Origin of the sequence: Paenibacillus sp. EKM10P (assembly GCF_011800655.1) — a bacterium.
Taxonomy (GTDB): Bacteria; Bacillota; Bacilli; order Paenibacillales; family Paenibacillaceae; genus Paenibacillus; species Paenibacillus polymyxa.
In genome coordinates, this window is record NZ_JAALET010000017.1 from 57,566 (window position 1) to 71,949 (window position 14,384).

Below are 14,384 nucleotides of genomic sequence, written 5' to 3' on the forward strand. Positions count from 1 at the left end.
AATGAGGAGGGGTATATTTTGTTATTTCGTAAAAATTGGTTTAAAGGGTTTACAGCAGCAGTTGTAGCTTGTAGCCTACTGGTGTTTTCAGCCGCTCCATCCTGGGCAGCTAGCAATTCTCGCGATAGCGCTACGGTGAATTTGCGGATCATGGAGACAACGGATATTCATGGAGCGCTCATGAATTATGATTATTATTCGGACAAAGAAACCAACGAATATGGCTTGATTAGGACAGCAAGCTTGATCCAACAAGCGCGTAGTGAAACAAGAAACAGCATGCTGTTCGATAACGGTGATTTGCTGCAGGGCAATCCATTAGACGATTATATGGCCCGCAACAAAACCTTTGAGAAAGAAGGCGGTGTTCATCCGGTCTATAAGATGATGAACTTGATGGGCTATGATGCGGCTACTGTCGGCAACCACGAATTTAACTACGGTCTCGACTTTCTGGACAAATCGCTCAAGGGTGCTGATTTTCCTTACGTAAATGCGAACGTTTATGTTGATAAAGGGGGTCAAGCTACTAAAAATTATTTTACCCCTTATCAGATTCTTGATAAAACAGTAACAGATGAGAAAGGCGAAGAGCATACACTCAGAGTGGGTGTCATCGGTCTAGTAACACCTCAAATTATGCAGTGGGATGAAGCTAATTTGAAGGATAAGGTCGTTACAAAGGATATCGTGGAAACAGCCAAAAAGTTTATTCCACAAATGAAAACAGAAGGTGCTGACATTATTGTTGTGCTTGCACATACAGGCTATGAGGATGTGCCGCAAACACCAATGATGGAGAATGCCGTTAAGTATTTGAGCCAGGTGGACGGAATTAACGCGATTCTGTTTGGGCATGCTCATAAATCTTTCCCTGGCCCTGATTTTAAAGATATGAAGGGTGTAGATCTGGATAGAGGAACCATTAATGGCGTGCCGGCCGTGGAAGCTTCTTCATGGGGTAAGGATCTGGGGATTATTGACCTGAGCCTAGAAAAGAAGAAAGACGAGTGGAACGTAATCAACTCTCAGTCTCAAGTGCGTCCAGTTGTGAGTACTACCAATCAGTCTGTGCAGTTTACTCCTGAATTTAAACTGATTGATGCGATCAAAGAAGAGCATCAAGGAACGCTGGATTATGTTCGTCAACCTGTCGGAACAACGACTGCACCGATTACCAGCTATTTTGCATTAGTACAGGATGACCCGTCCATTCAAATTGTGACAAATGCACAGAAATGGTATGTTCAAAACCATCTTAAAGGAACCGAATATGAAAATCTCCCCGTATTATCGGCAGGCGCTCCATTCAAAGCCGGTGGTCGCAACGGTGCCGAGTATTATACCAACATTCCTGAAGGTACAATAGCGATTAAAAACGTGTCCGATCTGTATGTGTACCCGAACACGGTTCATGCTGTAGAAGTTACTGGTGCTGAAATTCAGGAGTGGCTAGAGTGGTCTGCGGGTCAGTTCAACCGCATTGATCCTAGCAAAACAGAGGAACAATCATTGATCAACAAAGATTTTCCAACCTACAATTTTGATGTGATTGACGGTGTGAATTACCAGATTGATGTAACTCAGCCTGCACGATATGATGCCAAGGGAGCTATTATTGATTCTTCAGCCCATCGTATCAAGGATCTGCAATACAATGGGAAGGCTATTGATCCTGCACAGAAATTTATTGTTGCGACCAATAACTATCGTGCTTCCTCCTCCAAACTGGCTAACCCAGATGGCAAACGAATTGTGATGGCAGCACCGGATGAAAGTCGCCAAGTCGTTGTTGATTATATCCGTACGAACGGAACGATTAACCCGTCAGCGGACGGCAACTGGTCAATTGCTCCTTTTGGTCAGGCCAAGGTTACCTTTGAGTCCTCTCCTGATGCCAAAGACGTGCTGGACGGAAATCAACAAATTTCATACTTGAGCAACGCGGCAGACGGGTTTGCCAAATACAGCTTGAAAGCTGGCGCTAAGCCTAGTGCAGCAACGACCTCTGTGAAGGAAGCTGCGGCACCTGCGAAAGCAACCGCGAAGCCAGCTGTCAAAACGACTAAACCTGCGGCTGCAAAACCGGCTAAAACAACGAAGCCAAAGGCGTCCAAGTAACTTGGGATTTTAGTCTCCACTCCATAACAGAATGAAGCAGTAAGTCTCTTTAAATAAGAGATTTGCTGCTTTTTTTGATGCCCAATACAACAGTACCGTGTTTATTATGAGTGTAAAAAAGGCTTTGTTTTTGTCGAATATGTACTTAAGTCCTAAGTTGTTGTTCGGAATAAGCTTATTTTTTGTCAAAACACGTAATTATATAGTACTTTTGTTCTAATTGTTTGTGATATAATGGTGAAAAAACCGGGAAATTGTTCCGAGGAGGACCATTATGACTTGCAGCAATTGCAGCATCATATTACCTATTAAGGATCAAGGATTGCTGAAAATTAGGCATTCTAGGGTGTCGCTTACTCCAGCATTAGAGGGCTTGGGTATGCTATCGGAACAAATGAAACCAGAATATTGGTGTGAGGATAACATCGTGTTTCGCTACGACAGCCGTTCACAGTTGGAACAGCTAGTTAACGGACTGGCTCGTCTGCCGCAGGAGTGCTTGGACCGAATGCAAGTTGTGGTGACTGGTTTGCAACATGTTGAGGGATTTGAGGACTGGCTTTTATTTAGTCAATTGCAAGCTCGACTGCAACATCCGGATCTGGTGAGTATTATTAAGAATCAAAACTTTACCAGCCATATGCAGCCTATTGTTGACTACAAGCTGAATATCATCGGCTTTGAGTTTTTGCTGCGTCCATCACAGCCCGATAAGTCTTTTCAGCCTTTCCGATTGTTTGAAGTTGCTCGTGAAGCTGGCTTGCATGCTCATTTGGATCGCTCGGCTCGTATTTCCGCCATTGAAAAAAGTGCGACATGCCTTCCGACGGGAATTAAACGATTTATTAACTTTCTCCCTTCAACTATCTATAATCCGACTTATTGCTTGAATCACACCTTTGAGACAATTGATCGGTTATCCATGAATACGGAGGATTTTGTGTTTGAGGTCGTAGAGACGGAAGAAATAGACGACCTGAATTTTTTGCATCAAATCTTTGAACAATATCGTACACGGGGAGTTTCGGTGGCACTGGACGATGTAGGGGCAGGCTATTCTACGACAGAGCTTATGAATTGCCTCCAGCCCGATTATGTTAAAATTGACCGCAGTATAATTGATGGCTGTCACAGTAACAGTGATCAAAAACGCCAAATTACTGGGATAGTGGAATCCGCTTTTCGTTTTGGTGGTCAGGTGTTGGCTGAAGGTGTAGAGCAAATGGAGGATTTTGAATTTTGTCGTGATGCAGGTGTGTCGCTAGCTCAGGGTTATTTATTTGGTAAGCCGGAGCCTACTCCACCATCCAATTTTATACTTAGTAGAGTAGTGTAATCTGAAATAGCATATTCTATAAAGAAATCGACACAAATAACCCGACGATCTATGGTCACCGGGTTATTTGATATTTTTAGAACAATTACATCTTAATTATATTCTTTGCACTATTGAGGCGACCCATGTGTCCATCTAATGATATTACGATTATAGTGTGATCACGTATAAACCCAGCGGAGTAGTCGCGCTACCTGCAACCATGAAGCTAAGAGAATAGCTCGACTGGCCAGGCGGGACGCGGATGTCAGTCAGTCGGCATACCTTGGTATTATCTTGTAGCAAGGGAATACCGTATACATGACCATCTACGCGTACAGACCCGGCGAATGCACCTCCACGTGGATTAGCGTAGATTCGTACGGTACGTACCTCACTACTGTGATTAACGATAGGAATGGTTGCGTTATATATTGTTCCGAATTGTCCGCGATTATCAAGCGCAGGCCCCAGCTCGCTGCGTTCCCCTGTAAACAGAAGATCTGCAGGAGTTTCGCCGTTCAGCTTCTTAGTGGCACATGCTCGGTAGTTGGTGCTTTGCCCTACTACATACTCCGGCATACGCGCATTTGTTTCAGAAAAGGACCATACGCCCCGTGGATGCGCCTGTGGCGGGGGTACAGGAGGGAGCGCATCCTCATGAATCTCGCGCAGATCAGTCTGCGTATCTTTGCTGACTACGGTGCGAATCACATAGTCCAGCGTACCGTGGCCTTCGGCATATTCTACCGTGAGGTCATAGACGAATCCGGCCAGTGATCCTTCGGGTAGCTCAAATTCCTCCAGCAAGGCGGTGCCTCTGCCGAATTTGTGACGGTCTACTGGCTTCAGACGTTTCATCGTACCCGCCAAACAGCTTTTGGCAATAGACTGCCCAACATCAATAATCCAGTTGCCATCCTCAGGTACAATCTCCAGGGCACGTTCAATATGGCGTACTTCCAGGCGGGCCGTGCTTTTATTCTCTATGGTGATGCCCAGTTTAACAGGGCTGTCGATTTTGTTATAATGCCAGCCGAAAATCCGGTGCTTGACTGTCTGGGTGGTGGTGCGAACCACATCATGCCACAAAGTGGCTTGCTCGGTAGGTACCGTCACGTGGGTAAGCGTCTCCGGGTTATCACTAAGCATCAGGCGGCGTGTTCCCCCCTCCGTGGCTGACTCCACATCCACATGGATGTTGGGCGGGATCACAGCTGACTCCACAATCAAATCCTTTGGCTCCTTGGGTCGAAGGTTCATATCAATTCCTCCCTAAATTCAAGAATGGCACCGCTTTTGGTTCAAGTATATGGGTAGTTCATAAATATAGGTAACGCCAAGTCCATGTATACAACCTGTTTTTCAAAAAAATAAATTAAAAAATATATCGTAAGCTATAGCAGCTCTGCTTGTGTACCTAAGCAAGTTTACAAGTCCCTCATTTTCCTACACCGACGATTCGCATACAGGTATTGCGTGTATGTTAAGAGCATAAGCTATTGGATGTACAGAGAAGATACAGGAGGGAAACATGCCTAAAAAAATATGGTGGAAGGAAGCTGTTGTTTATCAGATATACCCGATCAGTTTTCAGGATTCTGACGGAGACGGAAAAGGGGACCTGCGCGGCATTTTGTCTCGGCTGGATTATCTGTCTGAGCTGGGTATTGATGTGATCTGGATTTGCCCGATATATAAGTCGCCCAATCACGATAACGGATATGATATTAGCGATTATTATGCCATTATGGATGAGTTTGGAACGATGGAGGATTTTGATGAACTCCTTCATCAGGCGCATGAACGAGGTATCAAAATTATGATGGATTTGGTATTAAACCATACGTCGGATGAGCACCCGTGGTTCACGGAGTCACGCTCGTCCAAGGATAATCCGAAGCGGGACTACTACATATGGCGAACAGGCAAAAATGGCGGATATCCGAACAACTGGGAATCGTATTTCTCCGGTTCTGTATGGAAATATGACAAGCTTACAGACGAATATTACATGCATCTATATTCCGAGCATCAGCCGGATCTGAACTGGGAAAATGAAGAGATGGTGGGTGAACTCTATCGTATGGTGGAATGGTGGTTAAAAAAGGGAGTCGATGGCTTCCGCTTTGACGCCATTGCCCATATTGTCAAAGCCGAAGGACTGCCGGATGCGCATAATCCTGACAAACAAACCTTGGTGCGTGCCTATCAGCTCTTTTCCAACCTTGAACAGGTACATGTACTTCTACGGATGCTGAACGAAAAGGTACTGGAGCGTTATCCCTTAATGACGGTTGGTGAAACGTCCGGTTTAGGGCCAGAGCAGGCACTGGATTATGTGGGAGATCAGCGGCATGAGCTGAATATGGTGTTCCAGTTTGAACACATGTTTATTGATGCCCAAGGGTTAGGAACGGAAAAATGGAAGTACAAGTCGTGGACGCTGGTGGAACTGAAAAAAATAATGAGTAGTTGGCAGACGGTGCTTCATCAGGAAGGATGGAATGCCAATTATCTGAACAATCATGATCAACCGCGGGCTCTCTCGCGTTTTGCGAATGATGGCCAGTACCGTGCGGAATCAGCTAAAATGCTGGCAACCTTCACACATATGCTTGAGGGTACGCCTTATATTTATCAGGGTGAGGAAATTGGAATGACGAATATTGCCTTCCCGTCGATTGATGATTACCGGGACGTAGAAACATTGAATTATTATGAGCAGCAACGAAAGGTCGGTGAGCCAGAGGAGCAGATTATGGCCGCGATCTGGCGAAAAAGTCGGGATAATGCACGCACTCCCATGCAGTGGAATGCCGGACCTGCAGCCGGATTTACCGATGGAGAGCCGTGGATGAAAATTAATGATAACTACACGCACATTAATGCAGAGGCGGAAAGAAATAATCCGAACTCGATTTTTCACTATTATCGCAAGTTGATTGCTCTGCGCAAACAACATGAGGTCATAGTCTATGGCGAATACAAGCTTTTGTTGCCACTTGATACAGAACTGTATGTATTTGCGCGCATGCTGGGACAAGAGCGTTTGCTAGTCATTCTGAATTTTTTTGACCGTGATCCAGTGTTCCACTGGCCCGACGGTGAGGAGTTTCCTATCGCCAAGGTGGAGTTGCTTCTCTCCAACTATGAACCGGTAAAAGGAGAAAATTTGCACGCTTTGAAGCTGCGCCCTTATGAAGCTAGAGTGTATAAGCTAACCTTAAAATAAATGTTTGTCATCCTTAAGATGCTAAAAAGAAGGGGAGGCTCATAGAGGAGCCTCCCCTTCCTTAGCGTTGGACTACACAGTTACTGTTTCAGCCAATTCGCGTATTTTGACGATAATCCGTTCTTCTTGATTTTCCCCCTCATTAGGGATAGATTCAGTCGCGTAGGCAGCCAGTTCAGCATGATGGTGAATCATGACGGCATGGTGTGCCTCTTTGAACATTGGAATATCATTTGCATCATTACCAAAGGCGATAAATCGACGAGGCTGCACACCTAGCTTCTGAAGCGCGTTCCATTTATGGATATTCTGGGGGCTAATGTCCAGTACCTGTTCATTGCGGTGTTGATGAATGACCACACCCAGCGGTAGAAGCTTAGCAGCCAAGCCTTCCATATCGTCAGCAGTTAAAATGAGTATTTTTACAATAGATTTCAGGGACGCCAAAGGCAGCTTTTGTGCCAACTTGCTAACATCCACATTGTTGAGTATGGGATGATCAGCTGCGCCTGTATAAGCATAATCCCACTCACTGTCAATCAAGTAGGTAGCTTGGTGTTCCTCCAGCAGTGGGAGCAGAGCATTCTGTACTTCCGGAAGAAAGGACTCTACGTATTTTACACTGCCATTTTGGGAGATCATTGAGCCGTTACCGCCAATCAGGGTATAGTTGTGAAAGCGTTCAGGAAGTACAGGCAGCATGTGGCGGATTGGTCGTGCCGAGGCAAAAATGACTTCATGTCCCGCTTGAGTTAACTGTTCCAAACAGCCTGCAATCTTATCCGACACACACTGCCCCTTGAAGCAGATCGTCCCATCCAAATCAAATACAAAGTGCATAATAGATGTACCTCCAAAAAAGTGCTCTCCAAATCGTTCCTTACGTCATTATATCCATGACCTTCCTTATTCGTAAACTAAAAAGCCCGATTCACACTGTCTGCTAGAGCAGATGTGGTTCGGGCTGATGACGGTATTAAGTCATTAAGTTAGAGCTATTTTTAGTGATAATGCTTAACTTTAAGGTCATCCAGGCTTTTGAACTCATATCCTTGCTTACGAGCCTCGTCAATGATCGAGCCAAGTGCCTCGGCATTATCCTTGGATACAGAATGGAGTAAAATGACCGCTCCAGGGTGGAGCTGCTGCATGACTTGGCGATAGGCATAGTCCGTTCCTCGCTGAATATTCGTGTCCCAATCCTTGTAGGCTACCGACCAGAACACACTCGTATATCCGGCTTCTCGACAGGATGCCAATGCTTTTTCATTAAAAATGCCACGCGGTGGCCGGACATATTTCATTTCCTTTTGCCCGGTCAGCTCTGCAGATGCAGTTCGTACCCGATCCAGCTCAGATCGAATCTCTGCCGAAGAGATGGTGCTCATATCAGGATGGCTCCATGAATGGTTTCCAATAATATGACCTTCACTCGCCATGCGGCGCATCAAATCTGGTTGGTCTTTTACAAAATGCCCAGTAACAAAGAAGGCGGCCGGAACCTTTTTCGCTTTCAATACATCCAGTACCTTGGGGGTATATCCATTTTCGTAACCGTTGTCGAAAGTAAGAAATAATTCTTTCTTAGTCGTATCCCCCAAAAAGATGCCGCCTTGTCTTTCAATCAGGTGCATAAAGCCTTCTTGTGCGATGGAGGGCAGCTCGCCTCCCTTGCTTTTTTTAAACCCAAAATGATACGCTTGTCCGTCCACAGCTTGGGTAGCTGATGCCGATTCTCCCATAACTGTGGACATTCCCATCATTGCAATGCATAGCCAAAAGGTCAATATTCGCTTCATCTATGTTCCTCCGCTTCCGCCCCGGTTCGGGTAAGATGTGTATACTTCGGCATATTCCATACCATCTGCAATATCATGTTCATTTATGCAAAGAAAGAAATGCTTGCACCAAACTTAAAACACATATTGACATCAATATAAAATCGAAGTAGTATACTCTATAAAACTTACTAAAATACTCGGATTTAATTCGAGTATTCATGCCATAGGAAAGAAATCAACTCAGAGAGATCTTACATACTTGATGGAGCGGAAGGAGTTAGGAGCTATGATTGAACTTAGGAATGTATCCAAAACCTATGTAAGAAAAGGCTTAAGCATTCAAGCGTTAAAGAATATAAATATCACAGTAGATAAAGGAGATATCTTTGGTTTTATCGGATTTAGTGGTGCAGGGAAAAGTACGCTTATCCGTTTGGTCAATCGTCTGGAGAAAGTAACGACTGGTGAGGTTCTTGTCGAAGGGGAGAGCTTAAATGCCTATTCGACCTCCGGGCTGCGAAAAGTAAGGAAAAAGATCGGAATGATTTTTCAGCATTTTAATCTGCTGGAATCGAAAACAGTATTCGAAAACATTGCCATTCCAATGGTGTTGCTCAAGCGCAACAAGCGGGAAATTGAGAGGCGTGTAACAGAGTTGCTGGCATTCACAGGATTATCGGATAAGGCAAATAGCTATCCCAGCGAGCTTTCCGGCGGGCAAAAGCAGCGTGTCGGGATTGCGCGGGCGCTTGCGAGCAACCCGTCCATTTTGCTCTGTGATGAGGCAACCTCGGCACTTGATCCGCAGACCACGCAGTCTATTCTTGATTTGCTTCGCAAAATCAACAAGGAATACAAGATCACCATCTTGATCATTACCCATGAAATGTCGGTGATTCAGCGGATTTGCAATAAGGTGGCCGTCATGGAAAAGGGAGAAATCATTGAGCAGGGCAACGTGCTGGAGGTATTCGGACAGCCGAAGCATCCAACGACGCAAAGCTTTGTACGCACAGTTATTCATGATCAAGTGCCGGATAGTGTGCTGCAAACGTTCGAGCAGCAAGAGTCGCAACGCATCTACAAGCTGGAATTTATCGGACAGGCAGCTTCCGACCCAGTGGTTCATGAATTGATTAGGAAGCACGATATCCATGTGAACATTTTGTTTGCCAACATGACGGAGATTCAAGAAACGACGATTGGCTATATGACACTTCAATTGCGCGGTGAGCAGCATGCCGTTCAGCAGGCTGTTGATTTTATCAAGAGCAAAGGAGTTCATATTCAGGAGGTGGAGAGTCTATGATGATTACAGGTACCACGATAACTTGGGATCAACTGTGGGAAGCTTTGTATGAATCCGTGCTCATGGTCAGCATATCATTATTTATTGGCGCTCTAATTGGTATCCCTATCGGTATTTTACTGGTCGTCACCCGTTCAGGCGGAATTTTGGAGAACAAATGGCTGTACAGTATTTTAAATCCGATCATTAACATTGTTCGTTCCTTACCGTTTATTATATTGCTAATCGCGATCATTCCGTTAACCCGTCTGATTGTGCATACATCCATTGGGACCAGTGCGGCAATTGTCCCCTTAATTATTTATATAGCACCCTATATCGGCAGGCTGGTCGAAAATTCGCTGTTGGAGGTCAATCCGGGAATATTGGAGGCAGCAGATGCGATGGGGGCGACTCCGTTTCAGGTCATTCGATACTTCTTACTGCCTGAGGCATTCAGTTCTCTGATTTTGTCGTTAACGACAGCTGCCATTGGACTGATTGGTGCAACGGCTATGGCAGGTGCGGTCGGCGGCGGCGGCATTGGCGATCTGGCGATAGCGTATGGCTATCAACGTTTTGATACGTTAGTTATGCTCATAACCGTCGTCATTCTAGTCGTGTTTGTACAAGGGGTTCAATCCTTGGGCAACCTGCTCTCTCGCAAAGCACGCAGGGGTTAATGAACAAAACGGATATTCAACATATGTAGTTGGCATGTTAGGTTTTAGCATTATTCCATTATCCAAGAGCATCCTCGCTCACTATGAGCAAATTGCAAATATTTAGATTTCACCTCCTCATTTCTGATCAAGAACGCCCTATATCAAATGGATAGGGCGTTCTTGTCATTTCTTATATTAGAACGGTCATAGTCATTTTCCACCGTCTCACCCATCCTCGCTAGTTCTGTCTAAATAACCATTCGCAGCAATAAATTAAATGAATACAAGCATATTAGGCCATGTGTAGTTAGCTCCAAGTCAAGCAATAATCTACGAAACACGTTGTATAGGTCTAATTGTTCAGAATCGGTTCAGTGGGGTTTCGTATAATTCTTTTAGCATAGTTCCTTGGTTGCATAAATCGTAGAACTAAACATGACTAAAGCCTTTGATATAACAGGATATATGCCAATAAATAGCGTCTAGGAGTGAAAATATTGAAACTTGTAAATCGAAATAAATGGATTGCATCTGCAATGGTGCTGGGGATTGCTTCAGGCTCCATTGTATCTCTGCCTTGGATGGGCGGCGCCCAGACTGCTTATGCAGCGACAGCAGATACGCAAAGTGAAACTGGATTTGTAGCACAAGCTCGCACTTTAGGTTTGATGACAGGTGGTGATCAGGGCGATTTTATGGCACAAAAGAATTTGACCCGCGCAGAAGCGGCTAAAATTTTGTGCAGTCTGTTCCAGTTGGAAGTTAACAATCAGCCGCAAACTTCTTTTATGGACGTGTCCTCGGATGCATGGGGTGCTCCCTATATTGAGGCTGTACGTGCAGCCGGGTATATGACAGGCAACGGAGAACTGTTCCGTCCGGGGGATGCCATTACCAAGGAAGAACTGATCGTATCGCTAGTACGCGCAATGGACTTGCAGGATGCAGGTAATGCGGACGTACAGCAAAATGCAGTTCAGGTAGCTCGCAATTATGGTCTATTATCAGAGGATGCTTCTGCAACAGATTTGAAAAATCCGTTGAACCGGGAGAGTGGTGCGGAAGTATTTGTTAGCCTGTTGGATCATCCAGTAGGAGAAGTGAAATCAGAGGGCAATACGGTTCGAATCGGAAATATCCCTTACCAGCTGGAAGGATCTTTGCAAGGTTTGTTCGGTGAAAATAATATAGCGGTATTAAAAGGGGCAAAAATCGATCTTAACCGTAATTTGCGTACACTCACAGGTGTAAATAAGCTGGAAATTAACGCAGACGGTGGCGTATTTGACGGTAAGGGTGTGTCTTTTGATGGACGCCTAATCGTCAATGGTTCGGTAACCTTGAAAAACATGTCCTCCACAGGCGTATTAGAAATCAAAGGCTCAGGTACCCAGCCGGTATCAGCCATTTTGGAAAATACGACATGGTCTGGTGTTGAGCTTGGCTCTCAAGATGCACAATTGACAGCAACCGGGACGACAAAGATTGACAACTTGACGCTGAAAAATGATGCATCGATCGTGACCGAAGGTAATGCCGCGATTAGTCGTGTTTCATTGCAACAGGGACTTGGCAAGCTGTTGGTTAACGGTAGTATTGGTTTGCTGGATGCATCTCAATATGTGGGCGTTCCTTTTATTACGTTGGCTAAGGGAGCAGCAATCAGCCAGCTTAACCTGCCGGAACAAAAACAGCCACAGGATGTTATTATCAACTATAATGCGATGAAAGAAGCTGTTAGTCTCGTGAATGGTACGACGAAATCGTCCGCTACTGGAGCGGTTGTCACGGATACAGACAGCAAAGATAAGAAAAAACACAACAGTGACATTATCAGCGTAGACCGCAGTCGGCTGGAGACAGAAGTCCATGCAGCCAAAGAACTGCTGGAGCGTGCAGGCGAGGGTGGAACGGATCAAGCACTTTACCCAGCCGGAGCGAAGGAAAACCTGTCCATAGCCATCCATCAAGCTATGCTGGTACTAAACAATACAGCAGCTACACAAGTAGAAGTAGACCAAGCGCTCAGCACATTGAAACAGGACGTTTCTGTGTACACAGCCTCAGCCACAGAACCGGTGATTGGAACACAGGAATTAACTAGACTGATTCAGTTAGCTTCGACTACCCTTGAACAAAACCGAATGATTGGTGACGAATTTCCGCCTCTCTGGGATGACTCACTAAGTCAAGCGATTCGATTTGGCAACAATGTGTTGGAAGGGAATGCGCCTCAGAATATTGTGGATCGGGAAGTAGAAAGCTTGGGTCGAGTAATCAAGGTATACAAAGCATCAGTAAAACTCAGAGATGCCTATCTGCATTTTCTCGATGTAACGGATCGTGTGGAGAATTTGAAAACGGACAAAGCGCGTTACAAGTCCATAGTGAGGGAAGGATCAAAAGTATATCTGAATCCATTATCTACAACTGAGCAGTTGGAGGAATGGACACAAAAAATAGAAGGTGCCACAGAATCATTCCTGGCACTGCAAGCAGCGGACTTCTCAGTGCTTAAAAATACTTTACAAGAAGCGCAGGTTATCTACGATCAGAGTGGTTCTCAAAATACTGAACTAGACAACCTCATTCAGGAATATACAGAGAAGATGCACACCGCTATGACGCAGCAGGATGTATTGAATTTGAACACGGAACTGAGTCAAAGGCTTGCGGAGTTCAACGCCCCAGAGCCTGCTACAGCTCGTGAAAAACTACAGCAGTTGGTTCAAGATGTTCAACTCAAGCTGCTGTCTAACCCTGTGGCTCGTAATTACTTGAATACGGAAATGCAGCTTTTAGATCAACAAACAATGCAAGCCCACTTTGCACTCATGTTTCCGCTTACTCCCGAGGAGCAATTGGTGATCTCTTATAACCAATTAAGTCAGGCTAAAGAGACCTATATTGAAAAATATAACGAGAAAAGGCTACAATTGAGACACGAAATCATTGAAATGCAGACATCGATCAATGAAGTTTTGTTGCAAAACTCAGGAGCGTTAAGCGCTGAAGCCCAACAAGCCCTGTCTTTTGCTTCAGAGCATGCCTCCATCTTCTTGGGGATGTCCAGCTTTGAATTGCAAGACGTTGTTCCCGTATACGAGGAGCTGCAACGGGTACAGAGCCAGTATGCTGCACCAATAGCAGTGGATACCATGTTGTTAAATTTCAACATAAGTATAGCTAATAATGAGGTTCAGACGTTCGGTCGTCATTATACCGAACAAGATAACGTAGAACTTCAAGGACAAATTAATCAGGCAAACCTTGTGCTTAATACTCCGTATATTACACAGCTGCAGGTAGATCAGGCTAACACAGATTTGATTACGGCGATTTCGAACTACCAATCCAAATGGATCGTAACTGATCTTGACATCCAAGAGCTCAAGAACATTGCGAACAATCTAATTACAGTAAATGGTACAGATCCTACGACGGTCTACTTTCACAGAGTAGTGGATGCATTCAATCGTCTGGACCCGTATTATCCTATGCCGGAAGTTAAGAAAAATTATATGAATCTGGAAGATGCGATTCAGGAGTATAAAGATTTTATAGACAGCCAGCAACAAAGTAGTGGTGGAGCAACGCCGCCAAGCGATAGCAGCGGAACAGGAAGCGGCGACAGCAGCGGTGGAGCAACGCCGCCGAGCGATAACAGCGGAACAGGAAGCGACGACAGCAGCGGTGGAGCAACGCCGTCGAGCGATAGCAGCGGAACAGGAAGCAGCGACAGCAATGGTGGAGCAACACCGCCAAGCGATAGCAGCGGAACAGGAAGCAGCGACAGCAATGGTGGAGCAACACCGCCAAGCGATAGCAGCGGAACAGGCAGCGGCGACGGTTCAGGGTCGATTCCTGGCGGTGGCAATGATGACGGTTTGATTCCTTAATAGGAAAAGTTAGGAAGTACAAGGGTGTATAGAAGGGGACGATTCCGCACAGATTTTATCTGCGGCGGGCGTCCCTTTTT

The 14,384-nt window shown here is 45.3% G+C and carries 9 protein-coding genes; 6 read left to right on the forward strand and 3 right to left on the reverse strand.

Annotation, left to right across the window (positions count from 1 at the left end):
* The first annotated feature begins 18 nt into the window (after positions 1-18).
* Positions 19-2,121, forward strand: coding sequence for a bifunctional 2',3'-cyclic-nucleotide 2'-phosphodiesterase/3'-nucleotidase (locus HFE01_RS24215; protein WP_167438717.1), 2,103 nt, complete (start codon positions 19-21; stop codon positions 2,119-2,121).
* 274 nt (positions 2,122-2,395) lie between these two features.
* Entirely contained in the window at positions 2,396-3,457 is a 1,062-nt protein-coding gene (locus HFE01_RS24220) for an EAL domain-containing protein (protein ID WP_167438716.1), read from the forward strand.
* 150 nt (positions 3,458-3,607) lie between these two features.
* On the opposite strand, the gene HFE01_RS24225 is transcribed toward HFE01_RS24220, so the two are convergent.
* The gene (locus tag HFE01_RS24225) at positions 3,608-4,699 is read right to left on the reverse strand and encodes a hypothetical protein (protein ID WP_167438715.1); all 1,092 of its coding nucleotides are present in this window, start codon (positions 4,697-4,699) and stop codon (positions 3,608-3,610) included.
* Positions 4,700-4,970: 271 nt separating this feature from the next.
* Between HFE01_RS24225 and HFE01_RS24230 the strand changes: the two genes are divergently transcribed.
* Complete coding sequence (locus tag HFE01_RS24230; RefSeq protein WP_167438714.1) at positions 4,971-6,671, forward strand: glycoside hydrolase family 13 protein; 1,701 nt, start codon at positions 4,971-4,973, stop codon at positions 6,669-6,671.
* 72 nt (positions 6,672-6,743) lie between these two features.
* Here the strand turns inward: HFE01_RS24230 and HFE01_RS24235 are convergent, their stop codons facing one another.
* Together HFE01_RS24235 and pdaA are read right to left on the reverse strand one after the other, a co-directional pair.
* Positions 6,744-7,511 (reverse strand): HAD-IIB family hydrolase, encoded by a 768-nt coding sequence (locus HFE01_RS24235; protein WP_167438713.1) that lies wholly within the window; start codon positions 7,509-7,511, stop codon positions 6,744-6,746.
* A gap of 161 nt (positions 7,512-7,672) precedes the next feature.
* Positions 7,673-8,470: a delta-lactam-biosynthetic de-N-acetylase gene (gene pdaA, locus HFE01_RS24240; protein ID WP_167438712.1), complete on the reverse strand. Its 798-nt coding sequence runs from the start codon at positions 8,468-8,470 to the stop codon at positions 7,673-7,675.
* Positions 8,471-8,738: 268 nt separating this feature from the next.
* On the opposite strand from pdaA, the gene HFE01_RS24245 reads away from it, so the two are divergent.
* The 3 genes from HFE01_RS24245 (at position 8,739) to HFE01_RS24255 (ending at position 14,304) form a co-directional block, all read left to right on the forward strand.
* A complete protein-coding gene (locus tag HFE01_RS24245) occupies positions 8,739-9,761 on the forward strand; it encodes a methionine ABC transporter ATP-binding protein (protein WP_167438711.1) in 1,023 nt (340 codons plus the stop codon).
* Positions 9,758-10,423 (forward strand): methionine ABC transporter permease, encoded by a 666-nt coding sequence (locus HFE01_RS24250; protein ID WP_107735164.1) that lies wholly within the window; start codon positions 9,758-9,760, stop codon positions 10,421-10,423. The genes HFE01_RS24245 and HFE01_RS24250 overlap by 4 nt, the downstream gene beginning before the upstream one ends.
* A 479-nt stretch (positions 10,424-10,902) precedes the next feature.
* On the forward strand, positions 10,903-14,304 hold the full coding sequence (locus HFE01_RS24255; protein ID WP_181955936.1) for an S-layer homology domain-containing protein: 3,402 nt from the start codon (positions 10,903-10,905) through the stop codon (positions 14,302-14,304).
* Positions 14,305-14,384 lie beyond the last annotated feature (80 nt).